Raw genomic sequence first — 16,734 nt, 5'->3', positions numbered from 1 at the left:
TTAACTCTCCTAAATCGGGACGTTGTTGGGACATATCGCGGGTGCACGGCCGAGTTGCCGGGAGGATATTCTCGATCTCGTAGAGAGGCATTTCGAGGAGGAGTTAAGTGTGCGTTTGAAGCTGACTGTCGTTGACCCCTATACGAACGCCAGCAAAGACCTCGTCCTCGACGCCGACCCCGAGGCCCGAATTGACGCCGTCGCCCGGGAGTTGGCGGTCCGGATGCGGGGCGGGGTCGCGCCCGGACAATCCGGCCCCGTGCTCTACGTCGACAACTACCAAGTGGACCCCCACCACACCGTCACCACCTCTCCGCTGCGCGACGGCGTGGTGGTGAGCCTGGACGACCCCTCCGGCTCGTTGCCCGGCGAGCAGTCCGGTGTCATCGAGATCCGGGTGGCCGGCGGGCCCGACGCCGGTGCCGTGCACCGGTTCGGCATCGGCCGGTACGACATAGGCTCCGGCCAGGGCTGCCAACTGATCGTCGATGACCCGGAGTTGCCCCAGCGCGCGCTGACGCTCTACGTGGTCGCCCCGGACGACCTCCGCCTGACCGTGCACGCCGGTCTGCAGCCGGCCGGGCAGCAAGGCGGCCAGCCCGGCGCGGCGCCCGAGAGCGAGGGGCCCAAGTTCGAGGTGCGGGTCGATGGCAAGCCGCTCGAAGGGCAGCAGCTGCGCGTCGGCTCCCAGCTCACCATCGGCAACACCCTGCTCGACGTGGCCCCTTACACGCCCCCGGACGCGGCCCTGAAGTGGTCCGACGACGGCTCCGGGCTCGACTACAACCGCCCGCCGCGGCTGCGCCCGCCGGAACGCGTCACCAAGTTCCGTCTGCCGGCGCCCCCGAAGGAGTTCGAGGCCCGCCCGCTGCCCTGGCTGATGGCGCTGTCCCCGCTCGTCATGGCCGTCACCATGGCGTTCGCGATGGGGCGTACGACGTACCTGGCGATCGCGCTCTTCAGCCCGCTGATCATGCTCGGCAACTACTTCTGGGACAAGAAGCACGGCCGCAAGTCCCACGCCAAGCAGGTCCAGGAGTACGAGGAGCACAAGGCCCGGATCGAGCGCGACGCGCAGGAGGCGCTGGTACTGGAGCGCGGCGACCGCAACCTCGACCACCCGGACCCCGGCACCATCTGGGCCAACGCCACCGGCCCCCGTACTCGTCTGTGGGAACGCCGCCGCAGCGACGCCGACCACCTGCTGCTGCGGGTGGGCACCGGTCGGCTGCCCTCCGCCGTCGTCCTCGACGACCCCGAGCAGGACGACCACCGCCGCCAGGTCACCTGGGACATCGCCGACACCCCCGTGGCTCTGCACCTGGGCCGGCTCGGCGTGATCGGCTTCGCGGGCCCCGACGACAGCGCGCGCAGCCTGGCGCGATGGACGGTGACGCAGGCGGCCGCCCTGCACAGTCCGCTGGACGTGCAGTTCTACGTGCTCACCGAGGCGCACGCGCAAGGCAGTTGGGACTGGGTCCGCTGGCTGCCGCATGCCCGTCCGAGGGCGCAGGACGCCAACGTCCTCATCGGGAACGACGCCGAGACCGTCGGCGCCCGTATCGGTGAACTCACCCAGATCCTCGAGGCCCGGCAGAAGGCGGCCCAGGAGAACCGCGGTCAGGCGGGCTTCGCCGACCCCGACATCGTCGTCGTCTGGGACGGCACACGCCGACTGCGCTCGATGCCCGGCGTCGTACGGCTGCTCCAGGAAGGCCCGGCGGTATCGATGTACGCGATCTGCCTGGACGGGGAGGAGCGCTTCCTGCCGGGCGAGTGCAAGGGCATCGTGATCGCGGAGCCGCGCAATTCCCGGCACGCCGCGCACGAGAAGCAGGCCGGTGGCGGCGCGACCGACGCCATGGAGGTGCTGCGGCGGGCCGCCGAGGAGGAGCGGCGCATGAAGGAGGCCGAGGCCGGCACGTCGCGCCGCAGGAAGAAGCGGAACAAGTCGTCCGCGGCCGCCTCGCCGGAGATGACCAACACCGCCGCCGTGATGCTCGCCTTCCACAACCAGAGCGGCGACCCCGCGCGCGCGACGCCGACCGCTGGGGAGCGGTTCGACCCCTCCGTGCTGCGGCTGCGCGTGCAGCAGGAGGGCACGGCCAAGGTCCTTGGCATACGGCCCGACTTCGTCTCGCCGGACTGGTGCGCCCGGGTGGCCCGGGCCCTCGCCCCGCTGCGCGACATCAGCGGCGAGGCGACGGACAGCGCCCTGCCGGACGCCAGCCGGCTCCTCGACGTCATCGGGATGGAGCCGCCGACGGCCGGCGCGGTGGTCGGCCGCTGGCAGACCGGCGGGCAGTCCACGCTGGCGATGGTCGGCGAGTCGTACGACGGTCCCTTCGGCATCGACATCCGCAAGGACGGGCCGCACGGCCTCATCGCGGGTACGACGGGTTCCGGCAAGTCCGAGCTGCTGCAGACGATCGTCGCCGCGCTCGCGGTGGCGAACACACCGGAGAACATGACCTTCGTGCTCGTCGACTACAAGGGCGGCAGCGCGTTCAAGGACTGCGTCCACCTGCCGCACACCGTCGGCATGGTCACCGACCTCGACGCCCACCTCGTCGAGCGCGCCCTTGAGTCGCTCGGCGCCGAGCTGCACCGCCGCGAGCACATCCTGGCCCAGGTCGGTGCGAAGGACATCGAGGACTATCAGGACCTGGTGCGTCGTCATCCGGGTGTGGCGCCGCTGCCCCGACTGCTCCTGGTCATCGACGAGTTCGCGTCCATGGTCCGCGACATGCCGGACTTCGTCACCGGCCTGGTCAACATCGCACAGCGCGGCCGCTCCCTCGGCATCCACCTGATGCTGGCCACCCAGCGGCCGTCCGGCGTGGTCTCGCCGGAGATCCGGGCCAACACCAACCTTCGGATCGCCCTGCGGGTCACCGACGGCGGCGAGTCGACGGACGTCATCGACTCGCCCGAGGCCGGCAACATCTCCAAGAACAACCCGGGCCGCGCCTACGTGCGCACCGGCGCGGCCTCTCTCATCCCCTTCCAGTCCGGCCGCGTCGGCGGCCGCCGCCCCGGCACCGTGGACCCGATGGCCCTCGCCCCGTGGACCGGGGAGCTGGACTGGGCCGGCCTGGGCCGCCAGGCGCTGGCGAAGCCCGCGGCCGCCAAGAGCGAGGAAGAGGAGATCACCGACCTGAAGGTCCTGGTCGACGCCGTCCGGGAGGCCAACGCCCACCTGCAGATCCCGCGGCAGCACAGCCCGTGGCTGCCGGCCCTCGGGGAGACCGTGCTGCCGGAAGACCTGCCGTCCGTACAGGGCCAGGGCGCGCTGCCCCCGGCGCCGTACGGCATCGAGGACCTGCCGGCGAGCCAGTCCCGCCGCGCGGCCGCGATCGACTTCGCCACCTTCGGCCACCTGCTCGTCGCGGGGGCGCCGCGCAGTGGCCGCTCCCAGGTGCTGCGGACGATCGCGGGCTCCCTGGCCCGCACTCTGACCTGCGCCGACGTTCACCTGTACGGCATCGACTGCGGCAACGGCGCACTGAACGCGCTGACCAAGCTGCCGCACTGCGGCGCGGTGGTGGGCCGCAACCAGAACGAGCGGGCCACCCGCCTGGTCCGCCGGCTCTCGGCGGAGGCGAGCAGGCGGCAGGAGCTGCTCGCGCAGTACGGCTTCGCGGACATCGGCGAGCAGCGCGCCGGGGCGTCGCAGGACCAGCGGCTGCCGCACATCGTGCTGCTGCTCGACCGCTGGGAGGGCTGGGTCTCGTCCCTGGGCGAGCTGGAACACGGCGAGCTGACGGACGAGTTGCTGACCCTGATGCGCGAGGGCGCGAGCGTCGGCATCCACCTGGTGATCACGGGCGACCGGCAGCTCCTCACCGGCCGGATCTCCTCGTTGACGGAGGACAAGCTCGCCCTGCGCCTTTCGGACCGTACCGACTTCTCGATGCTCGGCCTCAACAGCCGCAAGGTGCCCGAGGAGATCGCGCCCGGCCGCGCGTTCCGTAACGAGACGGGTACGGAGATCCAGTTCGCGCTGCTGAGCGAGGATGCCACCGGGCAGGGCCAGAACGCGGCGATCGTGGCCATCGGAGAGGGGGCGGCCCACCGGGACGCCGCAGTGCCGCGGGCCCTGCGGCCGTTCCGGGTGGACTCGCTGCCCAGCCGCCTCTCCTTCAACCAGGCTTGGCAGTACGCCGACCCGGCGACGTCCGCCTCACGGCTGTGGGGCCTGGTGGGCGTCGGCGGTGACGACCTGACGGCCTTCGGTCCGGACCTGGCACAGGGCTTGCCGGGCTTCGTGATCGCGGGCCCGGCGAAGTCGGGTCGCTCGACCGTGCTGATGAACCTGGCGGCCACGTATGTGGGCCGCCGCGGCGCCCGCCTGGTCATCGCTGCCCCGCGAACCTCTCCGTTGCGCCAACTGAAGGGCCATAAGGGTGTGTTGGCGGTTTTCACCGGCAGCGACGTCGAGGAGGACGAGCTGAAGGAGGCCGTGGCCACGGCGTCTTTGGAGCGTCCGATCGTGGTCCTGATCGACGACGGCGAGCTCCTTGAGGACTGCGATGCGGAGGACGAGTTCAAGAGGCTGATAGCGACCGGCGCCGACCGCGGCATCGGCATCGTCATCGCCGGCGACGAGGACGACGTCTGCTCGGGCTTCAGCGGCTGGCAGGTCGACCTGAAGAAGTCCAAGCGCGGCCTGTTGCTGTCCCCGCAGGACTCGTCGAGCGGCGAACTGATCGGCGTACGCCTGAGCCGGAGCGCGGTGGGCGGTCCGGTGACCCCGGGCAAGGGCCTGCTGCACCTGGGGAGCGGGGAGGCGTTCACGGTGGCCGTGCCGGCGGGCTGAGGACGCTCGATCGAGCTTTACCGCCTGTCGAACCGCAGGTGCGCGGGCCGACAGGGGTCTCATACAGGATCAACCAAGGGGGAGGTCGAGCGCATTGAGCGACCTGCGAGTTTCTTACGATGAACTGTTGGAGATCAAGAAGAACTTCGCCAGGCTCAATCGCGAGTTCAATTCGTGCGGGGCCAACCAGGACGCCATGGCGGACGCCTACGGGAATGGCAACATCATCGGGGCCATGCAGGAGTTCGTCGACAACTGGGATGACCACCGAAAAGAGCTTGTGAAGCAGATGGAGGACGCCGAAAAGCGGGTCAAGGAAGTCATCAAGAAATTCAAAGAAGCCGACGGCGAGAAGGGGGAGTAAGGAATCATGGGTAGGCGTCCGGTCGATTGGTCTCCGCTCTCCGAGAGTGACCCGACTCCCGGTGACCCCTACGAGGTCCGGGAGGAAGCTCGGCGGCTCGACAACATCGCGGAGACCATCAGGGAGCAGGCACGGGCCCTCCGTGAGGTCGGTAAGTCCGAGAACCTCAAGGGCAAGTACAAGCAGAAGCTCACCGAGGGCTCGGAGGATCTCGCGGGAAGGCTCAGCAAGGTCGAGGGCCGGTACGAGAAGGTCGCCGGCCTGCTCCGGGAATGGGCGAAGGAGCTGGAATACGCCCAGGGGGAGACCCTGAAGGCGCGCAGCCAGGCGCAGCAGGACGAGAAGGACGAGGACGCTGTGGAGACGGCCAAGTCCCGTATGGACGAGGCCGTGGGTCACTATCTGAGGTTTGGCGCGAAAATCGGCGGCCAGATCGAGGACGCGCTCGATGACGACGTCGAGGACAGCCTCTGGGATGACGCGGTCGGTTGGGTGAAGGAGCATTCCGAGGGATTCAAGCTGTTCCTCGACATCCTCGGCTGGATCGGGACGGCGCTCGCCATCGTGTCGATGTTCATCCCCGGACTGAACATCCTGGTCGGGATCGGCCTCGCGATCGGCCTCGCGGTTGTCGCCGGTCGAATGATGCTGGTGGCCGCTGGAAAGGCAACCTGGATGGACGTGGCGTTCGACTGCATTGGTCTGCTGACGTTCGCCGCCGGTGGGATCGCGGTGAAGGGCCTGAAGGCAGCCGGTTCCAGCGTGCGTACCGCGGCCACCGCGAGTCGCACCGCGGGCCTCAAGGAAGGCCTTGCCGCCACCAAGGGCATGCGCAATCAGCTCGCCAACGGACTTGCCAACGCCGGGGACGACGCCTCGAAGGCGGCCATCAGGTCCGAGATGAACACCCTGCGGAAGCTGATATCCCGCGACGCCGGAAAGGTCGCGGGTGACACCGCCGATATCGGTACGTTGGGCAAGATCCTGAACCAGGGTGACGACGAGGCCATCGGCATCCTCCAGGGGATCCGATCGAACGCCGCCGCCCACGGGGATGCCGTGTCATCAGCGGCCGTCCACGGTGGACAGCTGGCATACGGCGGAGCGGTCGGCATGCAGTGGACCGGTCTCGCCGCGGACGTCGGCGACAAGGCGCTTGGCGACAACGACACGTTGAACGCCGTTGGCGAGCTGACCGGCGGCTGGCAGAAGCCCAGTTGGGACTCCTACAACGATCTCAAGGGCGAAACCTGGAAGGTGCCTGCCAGCTCGGCCTGGTAGTCGGCCCCCTTCGAAACGCGAGGAATGAACACCTTGGAAATCCCTAAGACGGCGGTCGGCGGCTACACGCTCCTGATGCCTCCGGGTTGGGATCGCATCCCACTGAGATCGAAGTCCGAGACGCAGGACGCGATCAAGGGGATAGTGGATCACGCTGTCACATACCTGGACCCGGCGACCCCCAAGGACAAGGTGACGCAAGCCCGGCTTGAGCTGCACAACCGGCTCAACCGAGCCGTCGCCGACGCCAGGCGTCGGAACGGTGTCGACGTCTACCTTCCCGTGGAGCCGATCCACGGATTCGTCGCGCCCGCGTCATTCCTGGTCTCCAAGGTCTTTCCGGGTTTCGCCGCGCAGACCTCGCCGAGCGAGATCATGAGCCATCTGACCAAGGACTTCGGGCCGTCGGAGGACATCGAGCTGGACGACGTGCCCGGGGTTCGTTGCCAGCGTTCCGTTCCCGCCAACCCGAAGGAGGAAGACTCGGTACCCAGCCGGCAAGTCAACTACGTGGTGCCGGTGCCGGATTCCGGGGAGGTGAGCGAATGGCTCATCGTCTCGTTCACCACACTCACGCCCGAGGGCACCCCGCAGGACTTTCTGGAAATCCTCACCGAACTTTTCGACGCCGTCATGACCACCTTCCGCTGGAGCACAGCATGAGCATTCCGTACGCACTCGACTTCACCGAAGACCCGGAAGGCTGGATTCCCGTCCCCATCCTCGAGGGGAGGGGCGCCGACCGGCAGCGGCGGAAGTGGGCGAAGAAGAGCGCCGAATTGCGCTGGGCCCTTGAGGATGAGGGGCCTCGCGACAAGTCGCAGGTGAAGGAGCTGGCGCGCATGCTTGAGGGCTTCTCCGAGCAGTTGCCGCAGAAGATCCCTATGCACTACATGTTCGTGTACGCTCCGGATCTCCGCAGGCACCTTGTGCCGTTCTTCTTCTACGGCGCCGGGTCGGAAGGGCCGCTGGAGCAGGTCCTGGACGCACTGGTGCAGCGCAACGAGCCCGGGGCCGCACAGGATCCCCAGATCGTGGATTTCACCACGGACAACCTCGGCAAGGGGCAGCGCTCCATCCGCCACTTCGTGCCGAAGGGCGGCGAAGCTCTCTGCATGTCGGTCAACTACGGGTGGCGCGTGGAGTCTTACGGCCTCGATCTGTCCATGCGCACGGTCAGTGACGACCTCGGCTGGGTGTCCGCGAATATCGACGCGTTCGACGCGTTCGCCCGCAGCCTGAAGGTGGTGCACCCGAACGACGTCGCAGTCGATTGATGGCGAGGCGATGAGGCCTCAAGGAGTGGGGCAGATCCCGGTTTCGGCTCGTGTGTTGACAGCTTCGGAGTGTCGAAGATTGTGCACGCGGCTTGTCTTTGAACTGTAAGCGGCGCACAGGAAGTAAGGGTAGTAAATGGCGCGCGAGGAAGGCGAGTTCGCCGTCGGCGAGGGAGTTGCTTCCGAGAAGCAATCCCGGGAAGTCCGATCAGTATTTCTGCGATGGCTGTTGTTCTACCTTGTGTGCTTGGCCGGAATCATCGGGCTCACGTGGTCGGCACCGGCGGTCCCGCTGGATCCGTGGATCAGGGGTGCGGTTCCTGTGGTGGGATGGCTCCTCTTGCCGCTCGCTTCGCTTATGGTGCCGATCTTCGGGATTCGGCGTGTCCCCCACATTCAGCGGAAGTTGGCGTGGCAGCTTGTGCTGCCACTTGTCACCGGATCCGTGCTGGCATTTGTGTCACAGGGAGCGGGCGAGGACGCGGCGTTGCAGGAGCGCGGCCGTTGGGCCAATGTCAAGGTCATAACGGTAGCGAATGACCATTCCAACAAGACCCGTCAGTGCACCTTGCAGAAGCTGAACGGGCAGAGGATAAAGCCGGATCTCAAGGAGAACTACGGCTGCGAGGACGGGGTTGAGCGAGGTGAGGTGTTGCGGGTTCGGTACGACCCCGAGGGGGTGGCCGGCCCGGAAGACGAGTCCTGGGAGCCGGGGTTCAATGGAGGCCTGATCGCCGTTCTGGCGACGCTGTTCGTGGCCTTTGGTATGTGGGGCTGTATGCGGATGTCCCGGGGCGAGCGCGAGTAGCCGCCGCACCGTGGCAGGTCTATGAGGCCCGTACGTACGCGGCCCGCAGATGGGCGGTCAGGCCTTGCGGGCGACGCCGGCGTAGAGCGGGGGGCCGGTGTAGCCCCAGGCGGTCGTTCCCGGGGCGGTGTGGTCCGGTCGCCATCGTTGGGCCACCTCGACGCCGGGGGCGATCAGCTCCAGGCCGTCGAAGAAGCGCAGGACCTCGTTCCTGCTGCGGGCGTCGGGGTGGGGCACCGTTGCCCGGAGGCTTCCCGGGACCTTCTCCAGGGCGGCGGGCGCGAAGCCGTCCGTGACGTAGGTCAGCGCCAGGAAACTGCCGGAGGGGAGCGCGCGCAGCAGCCGGCTGACGATGGCGTACGGATCGCGCCGCGCCGGAAGCCAGTGCAGTACGGCGATGAGGGTGAGTGCGACGGGCCGCCCCAGGTCGAGGGTCTCCCGTAACCGCCGGTTCTGGAGCAGTTCGTCCGGGTAGCACAGGTCCGCCTGGATGTAGGCGGTCCGGCCCTCGGGGTGGCTGGTGTGCAGGGCGCGGGAGTGCGCCAGCACGATGGGGTCGTTGTCGGCGTAGACGATCCGTGACCGCGGGGCGATGGCCTGGACGACCTCATGGAGAGTGGGTGAGGTCGGGATGCCCGTGCCGAGGTCGAGGAACTGCCGGACTCCGGCCTCGGCGGTCAGATAGCGGGCCGCCCGCCGCATGAAGGCCCGGTTCTGCCGGGCGATCACGGAGGCGTTGGGCAGGGCGGCGAGGGTCTGCTCGGCCGCGGCGCGGTCGGCCGGGTAGTTGGTCGTGCCGCCGAGGAGCACGTCGTACACGCGCGCCGCGTGCGGTCTGTCCGGATGGAGTTCGACCGGCGGCTCGGGGCGGGCCGTCATCCGGTCCTCCGGCTTCGGCATGCCCGGTGCTCCCTCCCCGCCCGATGTGCGGCGGTCCCCAACGTGGCTGTCACCGTAGCGCGTTGACCGGCGGCCGCACGTGGACCTTGTGAGGGGTGTGGTGCGTGTCTGGTGGCGGGGTGCGTCGTTCTTTTCATAAAAGCCCATCTCCCCACCTCCCTAAGGAGTTTTGATGCGACGAGTCCTCACTGCAGCCGCTACCGCCGCAGCCGCCCTGACGCTGGGTTCGGCCGGTGCCGCCCAGGCCGTCGAGGCGCCGCAGGTCCCCGACCTGGGCGGCGCGAGTGCCGTTGACCCCGGCGAGGTCGGTGGTTCGGTGAGCGGGGCCGCGCAGACGGCCGCGCAGACGGTCGCGCCGCTGACCAGCGATGTCGCCGGATCGGCCGGAGGGGTCCTGGGGGAGACGACGAAGACGGCCACGGCCGGCGGGGCGCTGATGGGTGGGCTGCCGACCAAGGCGGTGCCGGCCAAGGGACTGCCGACCAAGGGTCTGCCCCTGTCGACCGCCGGACTGTCCACGGACCAGCTGCCCACTGGCGGAGTGTCGACCGACAAGCTGCCCGCCGGCGGAGCCTCGACCGACAAGCTGCCCACCAGCGGACTGTCGACGGACAAGCTGCCCACCAAGGGCCTGCCGGTGTCGACGGACAAGCTGCCCACCAAGGGCCTGCCGCTGTCCACGGACAAGCTTCCGACCAAGGACCTGCCGGTGTCCACGGACCAGGTTCAGGCTGTGACCAAGGCCCTGCCCCTGAGGTGACGCGTCCTGCCGGGTTCTCCGGGCCCGCAGGCCGTCGGCCCCGCCCCGCCCCTCTTCGAGGGGGTGGGGCGGGGCCGTTTCGTCGCCGCTTGGGAGAAGGGGCATCAGGCGCCCCAATGCCACCCCGGCCTGAAATACGGCTCAAAACCCCTCAGTGGTGTGGGTGTGATACAGGCTCCACATGGGTAACACGCCTTCTTCGTAAGGGAGATGGGGGTGGTGTGGTGTGCCCCCTGATGTCCATCAATGGGGGAGAGCTGGATGTCCGACCTGGCGACCGTGTCCACCGAAATCGCTCCCTATCTCACCCTGGCCGCGAACAGCCTGGGCACCTCCGTGATCACCGCCGCCCAGCAGCGGATCGCCGAACGCACCGTGACGGCCGGCGAGGGCTTCTTCTGCCGGCTGCTGCGCCGTGGTGACGGCACGGACGGATCCCTCGGCGGGGACGCCGGCAGCGGCACGACCCATCCGCTGGACGCCGACCGTGCGGACGCCCTCGACGAACTGCTCGCGACGCTCACCGACCAGGAGCGCCGACTGCTGTCCGACGCGGTGACCGCATGGCTGCGGGCCCCGGCCGCCCGGCGCGACGCCGCCCACCTCCTGGACCACGTCGACCGGCTCGACCCGGCCACCGGCGGGTACACCGTGCACAACACCCCGACCGCGACCGGCCAGGGCTCCATCGCGGCCGTCGAGATCCACGGCGACATCCACATGGGAGGCAGCGAGCGCACCCGGGACGGCTCATGACCGGCCGCCTCGGTGACAACGGCGACGTCTACAACAACCCGACGGCGCACGGCGATCACTCCATCGCGGCCAATGACATCCGGAACGTGATCATCAAGTGGGTGATGCACCCCAGCGCACGCTGGCTGCCCCTGCTGCTGGCCTGCGCCGCCCTGGTGATCGCCGGAACCAACTGGCCGGACGGCCCGGCCCGGCAGTACACCCTGTGGGGCACGCTCGCCGCGCTGTCGCTCGGCACGGCCGCCGCCCGCGTCCTCGGCCGAAGGCCCCGCGACGCCCGCGTGGTCGGCGTCCTCTCGCTGGTCTCCGTGCTGGCCACCGTCGGTGGCTGGCTGGCGTTCCGACACGTCTCGACGCACGGGGAGATCGATGTGACCGGGCAGGTGCGTACGGAGGGCGGGCAGCCGCTGGACGGCGCCGGGCATCGCGCGCTCGCCCTACGGCTCGACGCGTCCGCGCTGGCGAAGCCCCGTAACGCCCTGCGGTTGACGCTGGCCATCGCCGACCACGAACCGGCCGGCCCGACCTGCCTTCCGGACACCAGCGCCACGCTTTCGCTGCTCACATCGGGCGCCGCGGCCCAGTCGAAGGAGATCCGCCCCGGCGGCACCGCCGAATTCTCGCTGGGCGCGGGGGTCCGCAGCGTACGCATCGACGTCCGGCTGCACACGGCACGCGGCTGCCGTATGGACGTCCATGCGACGGGCGCGGTGCTGTACGACGCATAGGCGCACAGACGCATAGACGCACAGACGCATAGACGCACAGACGCATAGACGAACAGACGCATAGACGGGGTGAAGGGGAGTGCGGCGTCAACGGGGAGTACGCCGTCAACGGGGAGTACGGGGTCAACGGGGAGGACGGGGAGACGATGCGAGCAGGAGTAGGAGCAGGAGCAGGAATGGCGGCAGGGCGTAGGGCCGCGGTGTGGTGGCGGCGCGGTAGGCGTGGGCGGCGGACGCTGCCGGGTGCGGTGCTGCTCGCCGGCGGCGCGCTGATCGCTACCGCCTGCGGTGCCTCCGGGCCGCCCTCGCTCTTCGAGTCCGGCAAGGTCTCGGTCGGTGCGAAGAACGACCAGCCGGGCACCGGCGTGGTCCACACCTACAAGTTCTCCGGCTTCGACATCACCGTCGCCCAGCAGATCCTCAAGGCCGTGGGCGCCGAACCGGACTTCGGGATCGTGCCGTCCGAGGACCGCAGCGCGGTGCTCACGGAGAAGAAGAAGGACCTGGTCGTCGCGACGTTCTCGATCACCGTCGAACGGATGAAGAAGCTGGACTTCGCGGGCCCGTACGCCTCCACCTACCAGGGCATCATGGTCCGCAAGGACGACCACCGCATCCGCAAGCCCGACGACCTCTTCGGCAAGCGGGTCTGCACCTGGCCCGGGACCACCTCGGTGACCACGCTGGAGGGCCCCCAGTACAGCCGGATCGCGGTCTACGAGCGGCCGGACGCCTCCAGTTGCATCGAGGACCTCAAGGTCAAGAAGGTGGCCGACGCGGTCTCCACCGACCAGATGATCCTCTACGGCTTCACGCAGGAGAACCCGGATCTCAAGGTCGTCCCCGACCTCACCTACGGGTCGGCCAACCACTACGGCATCGCCATGAACAAGGGCCACCGCAAGGACTGCCTGCGGTTGCGCGACGCGCTGCGGGACTACGTCGGCAGCAACAGCTGGAGCCACGACTTCTCGACCTCGCTGTGGTCGATACCGAAGTCCGACGCCACCTGGGAGACCGACTACAAGCCGCGCGTCGAGACCGTCGACGCCCTGTCCTGCCGGGATCAGCCCCGGACCTGACGCCCGTAGCGCAGCAGTACCACGCCGTTGCCGAAGATCCGGGTCTCTTCGAGCCGGAGGGCGGTCCTGGTGTCCGCGTCCGGGAACGGGGCTCTGCCGCGTCCGATGAGGACCGGATGGACGTAGATGCGGTACTCGTCGACGAGGTCGTGCCGCAGGAAGGACGCGGCGAGGTCGGCGCCGCCGAGCACCAGATCACCGCCCGGCCGGGCCTTGAGCTCCGCGACCTCCTCGACGACGACGTCCCGCGCCACGGTGGTGTTCCAGTCGGCCCGCTCCAGGGTCCGGGAGTACACGATCTTGGGCATCTCGCGCCAGATGGCGGCGAACTCGGCCACCGGACCGCTGTTTGCGGGGTCCGCGTCGGCGGTGGGCCAGTAGTCGGCCATCAGCTCATAGGTGATGCGTCCGCTGAGGAAGGCGCCCATGCCCCTGAGCTGCTCGTTGAGGTGGCGGTGCAGTTCGTCGTCGACCAGGTGCCAGTCGATCTCCCGGTTCGGTCCCTCGAAGTAGCCGTCGAGGGACACCGACATCATGAAGATGATCTTTCTCATCGTGCTGCTCGCCGTATCGTCGCCTTTTGCCAGGCGGCGGAGTTCCGCCCAGCCGTCTCGGTCGGGACGATACGCCCGGTGGCTCACGTCCTGGGGGAGGAGCAGGGGGACACCCAGGAGGCCGTACGGCACGCGGACGGTGAGTCCGGAGGTTCGCCGTACGGCCCCGGGGCTGCTCAGCTCGTCTGGGCCTTTTCGTAGAGGTTCTTGGCGTCGTCGCCGAAGTACGGGCCGAACATCGTGTTGGGCAGGAACTGGTAGCCGAAGCTGTTCACCGAGGACTGCAGGCCGGTGCCGGTCTTCTCGTCGAACGAGGTGAACCAGGGGCCGCCGCTGGAGCCGCCGGTCATGTTGCAGGACAGCCCGTGGTCGTTGGAGAACAGCGGGTCCTTGATGGTGTTGCCGCTGCAGTAGATCAGCTTGCTGCCGTCATACGGGGCGGCCGCCGGGTAGCCGAAGGCGTACATCGCCTTGTTGTAGCCGGAGTTGAAGGACAGGCCCTGGCCGCCGACGACATCGGTGAGCTTCTTGCCGTCGAGCGGGGCGACGACCGCCGCGCCGACGTCGTAGTTGATGTCCTCGCTGGCGGTCCACTGCGGGGTGGAGAGGGTCTTGGCGGCCGGCCACTTGCCGTACGGGGCCTGGCCGTCGTGGTAGCCGGGGACGAAGACCCAGTTGGTGTGCCAGTTGCCCTGCAGCTTCACACAGTGCCCGGCGGTGAGCACCGTGCTCTTGTTGCCGCTGGTGACCGCGTCGCCGGAGCAGGAGGCGTTGCGGCCCTGGTAGGTGAAGAACACCCGGCCGGTGGTCTTGGTGACCGCGCCGCCGTCGGTCCAGGGCCCGCCGGCCTGGGGGAGGACCCCGGGCAGCAGCGAGGCGAGCGAGGGCACCTTGGGGAGCCGGGGGAGGGTGGGCGCCACCTTCAGGGGCGCGCTGCGCGGGACCGCGGCGGTGCGGGCGCCCTTCGCGGGGGCGGCCAGGTCCAGGGGAGCGGCGGAGCGCATCCGGCTCGCGGTCCAGAAGGCGTCGGCGGTGGCCTGCGGGGCGGGGGAGCGGTGGGAGCCGGACGGGGTGGCGGCGCCGGCCGAGCCGGTGGGGAGCAGCAGGGCGAGCAGCGTACCGGCGGCCGTCAGGGCGCCGAGGGCGGCCCGGGACCTGCGCGCGGGGTGCGCCGCGGGTATGCCGTGAACTGCCGGTATGCCACGAACGGTTCGTCTCACGCGTAACTCCTTCTGCGGGGCCGCGCGAGGCGGGGCGCGCGCGGCCGCGGGGGAATGGGGCCGCGCGGGGCGGCCCGGCAGACGAGTGGTGCGGATCCGAGGTAAGCGTGCCACCGGAAGCGGCGGGAGGGCAGGGGGCGTACGGGGATCGATGCCGGCGGGCGGGTGCCGGCGGGCGGCCGCGCGGGGCCGGTCACGGCAGCGGCGGCCCCGGCCCGCACCCGCGGCGGCCCCGTGGGACGGGCACCTCAACCACGCCCGATATACGGCATGTTCGTCGCCAGCACCGTCGCGAACTGCACATTGGCCTCCAGCGGCAGCGCCGCCATGTGGACGACCGTACGGGCGACGTCCGCCGCGTCCATCACCGGCTCGACCGCGGTCTGGCCGTTCGCCTGAAGGATGCCGGTCTGCATCCGGCCGGTCATCTCGGTCGCCGCGTTGCCGACGTCGATCTGCCCGCAGGCGATCCGGTACGGGCGCCCGTCCAGGGACAACGACTTGGTCAGGCCGGTCATCGCATGCTTGGTGGCGGTGTACGCGACGGAGTGCGGCCGCGGCGTATGAGCGGAGATCGAGCCGTTGTTGATGATCCGTCCGCCCTGTGGGTCCTGGGCCTTCATGGCGCGGAAGGCGGCCTGGGCGCAGAGGAAGGAGCCGGTGAGGTTCACCTCGACCACCGAGCGCCAGTCGTCGTAGGACAGCTCCTCCAGCGGTACCGTCCGGCCGAAGGTGCCGGCGTTGTTGAAGAGCAGGTCGAGGTGGTTGAAGCGCTCCTGTACGGCCGCGAAGAGCGCATCGACCTGGTCGGGGCGGGTGACGTCGGTCGGCACCGTCATGACCGTGGGGCTGTTGACGTCGGTGAGGCCCACCAGGCGGGCGGTCTCCGCCAGCGCCTCGGCGCGCCGCCCGGCCAGTACCACCGACCAGTCCTCGGCGATCAGCGCATGGGCGACCGCCCGGCCGATGCCGGAACCGGCGCCGGTCACCACCGCCACCTTCCGGGACGCGGCCCCGCCCCGCCGTGCCTCCTGCGGCACCGATGCCGTCTGCGGGCTCTGCCCGGCCGGTGAGGAGGGTGCCGGCAGTGTGGGCCACGGCGCGGTGGCCGTCCCGCCCACCTGCCCGGCCCGTGCCGTCGGCGTTGCCTGTGCTGCCCGTGCCCGCTCTGTGTTCTGTGCCATGGCGGCAGCGTAAACGCCGTACGGGGAGCGGACCGGGCGACTCAGCCGCCGGGTTGGAAGCGCTGGAGGACGGCCGCCTTCGCGGCGGTGAACTCCGCCTCGGTCAGGATGCCGTCGCGGTGCAGTTCGCCCAGTTCCCGCAGCCGGCGCAGCAGCGCGTCATGGTCCTCGGCGGGGGCGGTGCCGGCCGTCTCCTGGGCGGGCGGGGCGAGTGCCGGGGCCGCGGCGGCCGCCGGCGCGCCGTCGCCCGACGGGTGCGGCAGCCGGGCGGCCACCGCCGCCGCCAGCAGTGCCGTCGTGCCGCTCTCCTTCTTGAAGCCCCACAGCTCGATCGAGTTGGGGTCGTGCTCCGGCTTGAGCCGCTCGGTCCCCCCGTGCGTACGGAAGCGGAGGTAGCCGGACTCCAGGCCCGCGGCGGCCCGCCACTCCACCGCCGCCAGGTCGGCCAGCGCGAAGTCCCGGGGGCCCCAATGCCGCTTGGTCTCGCTGGTGTTCCACCGCCATTCGATCTGCACCCGTTCGCCGTCGAAGGTGGCGAGGCCGTCCATCCCGGCGGCCGACAGGGGTACCGAGGGGCCGGGCAGCAGATAGCGGTCGCAGGGCCCGTCCGGTATCTGCTCCAGCATCAGGGCCTGGCGCACCGCGTCCACGAAGTACTCGGCGACCTCGACCCGCCCGGGGTCCACGGCGACCTGGTACGGGTTCGCGTCGTCCGGCAGGCCGCCGCCGGTGACCTGCAGCAGCGGGTCGGCGCCGTCCCGCAGCCGCAGTCGCAGCCGGCCGCCCTTGCGGGCCGGCTCGTAGGCGAGGCCGGCCAGCGCGGCCAGCGGCACCGTGAACTCGCCGAGGTCCTGACGCAGTTTGTGCACCCCGCGCTCGCGTCCCGGCACGATGCGCACGCTCTCGCCGTCGAAGCTCCAGGTGCCGTCCCGCACCATCAGTTCAGCCATGCAGCGCATCCTACGGAGGCCCGGCTGCGGGTGTCGGATGCCGTGATTGTC

15 protein-coding genes are annotated in these 16,734 nt (G+C 69.7%); 10 read left to right on the top strand and 5 right to left on the bottom strand.

Annotated elements, in window-relative coordinates; genetic code table 11:
* The first annotated feature begins 109 nt into the window (after positions 1-109).
* The 6 genes from WAB15_RS12895 (at position 110) to WAB15_RS12870 (ending at position 8,549) form a co-directional block, all read left to right on the top strand.
* A complete protein-coding gene (locus WAB15_RS12895; RefSeq protein WP_407286299.1) occupies positions 110-4,819 on the top strand; it encodes an FtsK/SpoIIIE domain-containing protein in 4,710 nt (1,569 codons plus the stop codon).
* 127 nt (positions 4,820-4,946) lie between these two features.
* Complete coding sequence (locus WAB15_RS12890) at positions 4,947-5,183, top strand: hypothetical protein (RefSeq protein WP_399149871.1); 237 nt, start codon at positions 4,947-4,949, stop codon at positions 5,181-5,183.
* Between the two features lie 6 nt (positions 5,184-5,189).
* The gene (locus WAB15_RS12885; RefSeq protein ID WP_407286298.1) at positions 5,190-6,464 is read left to right on the top strand and encodes a hypothetical protein; all 1,275 of its coding nucleotides are present in this window, start codon (positions 5,190-5,192) and stop codon (positions 6,462-6,464) included.
* 24 nt (positions 6,465-6,488) lie between these two features.
* The gene (locus WAB15_RS12880) at positions 6,489-7,127 is read left to right on the top strand and encodes a hypothetical protein (RefSeq protein WP_399149873.1); all 639 of its coding nucleotides are present in this window, start codon (positions 6,489-6,491) and stop codon (positions 7,125-7,127) included.
* Positions 7,124-7,741, top strand: coding sequence for a hypothetical protein (locus WAB15_RS12875; protein ID WP_407286297.1), 618 nt, complete (start codon positions 7,124-7,126; stop codon positions 7,739-7,741). The genes WAB15_RS12880 and WAB15_RS12875 overlap by 4 nt, the downstream gene beginning before the upstream one ends.
* Positions 7,742-7,877: 136 nt before the next feature.
* Complete coding sequence (locus WAB15_RS12870; RefSeq protein ID WP_407286296.1) at positions 7,878-8,549, top strand: hypothetical protein; 672 nt, start codon at positions 7,878-7,880, stop codon at positions 8,547-8,549.
* 57 nt (positions 8,550-8,606) lie between these two features.
* Here WAB15_RS12870 and WAB15_RS12865 read toward each other — a convergent pair whose 3' ends face one another.
* Complete coding sequence (locus tag WAB15_RS12865) at positions 8,607-9,449, bottom strand: SAM-dependent methyltransferase (protein ID WP_407286295.1); 843 nt, start codon at positions 9,447-9,449, stop codon at positions 8,607-8,609.
* Positions 9,450-9,621: 172 nt separating this feature from the next.
* Here WAB15_RS12865 and WAB15_RS12860 point away from each other — a divergent pair, with 172 nt between their 5' ends.
* The 4 genes from WAB15_RS12860 (at position 9,622) to WAB15_RS12845 (ending at position 12,775) form a co-directional block, all read left to right on the top strand.
* Entirely contained in the window at positions 9,622-10,209 is a 588-nt protein-coding gene (locus WAB15_RS12860) for a hypothetical protein (protein ID WP_399149877.1), read from the top strand.
* Positions 10,210-10,470: 261 nt separating this feature from the next.
* Positions 10,471-10,965, top strand: coding sequence for a hypothetical protein (locus WAB15_RS12855; RefSeq protein ID WP_407286294.1), 495 nt, complete (start codon positions 10,471-10,473; stop codon positions 10,963-10,965).
* Positions 10,962-11,693, top strand: a complete 732-nt coding sequence (locus WAB15_RS12850; RefSeq protein ID WP_407286293.1) for a hypothetical protein — start codon at positions 10,962-10,964, stop codon at positions 11,691-11,693. Before WAB15_RS12855 ends, WAB15_RS12850 begins: the two co-directional genes overlap by 4 nt.
* 176 nt (positions 11,694-11,869) lie before the next feature.
* Complete coding sequence (locus WAB15_RS12845) at positions 11,870-12,775, top strand: transporter substrate-binding domain-containing protein (RefSeq protein WP_407286292.1); 906 nt, start codon at positions 11,870-11,872, stop codon at positions 12,773-12,775.
* On the opposite strand, the gene WAB15_RS12840 is transcribed toward WAB15_RS12845, so the two are convergent.
* The 4 genes from WAB15_RS12840 to WAB15_RS12825 all read right to left on the bottom strand — a co-directional run bounded on the left by WAB15_RS12840 (position 12,760) and on the right by WAB15_RS12825 (position 16,683).
* Entirely contained in the window at positions 12,760-13,329 is a 570-nt protein-coding gene (locus WAB15_RS12840) for a dihydrofolate reductase family protein (RefSeq protein ID WP_407286291.1), read from the bottom strand. The genes WAB15_RS12845 and WAB15_RS12840 overlap by 16 nt on opposite strands.
* Positions 13,330-13,505: 176 nt before the next feature.
* On the bottom strand, positions 13,506-14,549 hold the full coding sequence (locus WAB15_RS12835; protein ID WP_407286290.1) for a trypsin-like serine peptidase: 1,044 nt from the start codon (positions 14,547-14,549) through the stop codon (positions 13,506-13,508).
* Positions 14,550-14,797: 248 nt separating this feature from the next.
* A complete protein-coding gene (locus tag WAB15_RS12830; protein ID WP_407286289.1) occupies positions 14,798-15,733 on the bottom strand; it encodes an SDR family oxidoreductase in 936 nt (311 codons plus the stop codon).
* A 41-nt stretch (positions 15,734-15,774) separates the two neighbouring features.
* Positions 15,775-16,683, bottom strand: coding sequence for a DUF4429 domain-containing protein (locus tag WAB15_RS12825; RefSeq protein WP_407286288.1), 909 nt, complete (start codon positions 16,681-16,683; stop codon positions 15,775-15,777).
* Between the last annotated feature and the right edge of the window lie 51 nt (positions 16,684-16,734).

It is taken from the genome of Streptomyces sirii (assembly GCF_045690365.1).
GTDB lineage: Bacteria > Actinomycetota > Actinomycetes > Streptomycetales > Streptomycetaceae > Streptomyces > Streptomyces sirii.
This window is presented reverse-complemented; position numbering and strand designations above follow the sequence as displayed.

Bases quoted from the DNA above. Each gene is read 5' to 3' on its own strand.
- WAB15_RS12885 (WP_407286298.1), top strand. From the start codon at position 5,190: ATGGGTAGGCGTCCGGTCGATTGGTCTCCGCTCTCCGAGAGTGACCCG.
- WAB15_RS12860 (WP_399149877.1), top strand. From the start codon at position 9,622: ATGCGACGAGTCCTCACTGCAGCCGCTACCGCCGCAGCCGCCCTGACG.
- WAB15_RS12840 (WP_407286291.1), bottom strand. From the start codon at position 13,329: ATGAGAAAGATCATCTTCATGATGTCGGTGTCCCTCGACGGCTACTTC.
- WAB15_RS12830 (WP_407286289.1), bottom strand. From the start codon at position 15,733: ATGGCACAGAACACAGAGCGGGCACGGGCAGCACAGGCAACGCCGACG.
- WAB15_RS12870 (WP_407286296.1), top strand. From the start codon at position 7,878: ATGGCGCGCGAGGAAGGCGAGTTCGCCGTCGGCGAGGGAGTTGCTTCC.
- WAB15_RS12865 (WP_407286295.1), bottom strand. From the start codon at position 9,449: ATGCCGAAGCCGGAGGACCGGATGACGGCCCGCCCCGAGCCGCCGGTC.
- WAB15_RS12845 (WP_407286292.1), top strand. From the start codon at position 11,870: ATGGCGGCAGGGCGTAGGGCCGCGGTGTGGTGGCGGCGCGGTAGGCGT.
- WAB15_RS12880 (WP_399149873.1), top strand. From the start codon at position 6,489: ATGAACACCTTGGAAATCCCTAAGACGGCGGTCGGCGGCTACACGCTC.
- WAB15_RS12875 (WP_407286297.1), top strand. From the start codon at position 7,124: ATGAGCATTCCGTACGCACTCGACTTCACCGAAGACCCGGAAGGCTGG.
- WAB15_RS12850 (WP_407286293.1), top strand. From the start codon at position 10,962: ATGACCGGCCGCCTCGGTGACAACGGCGACGTCTACAACAACCCGACG.
- WAB15_RS12855 (WP_407286294.1), top strand. From the start codon at position 10,471: ATGTCCGACCTGGCGACCGTGTCCACCGAAATCGCTCCCTATCTCACC.
- WAB15_RS12825 (WP_407286288.1), bottom strand. From the start codon at position 16,683: ATGGCTGAACTGATGGTGCGGGACGGCACCTGGAGCTTCGACGGCGAG.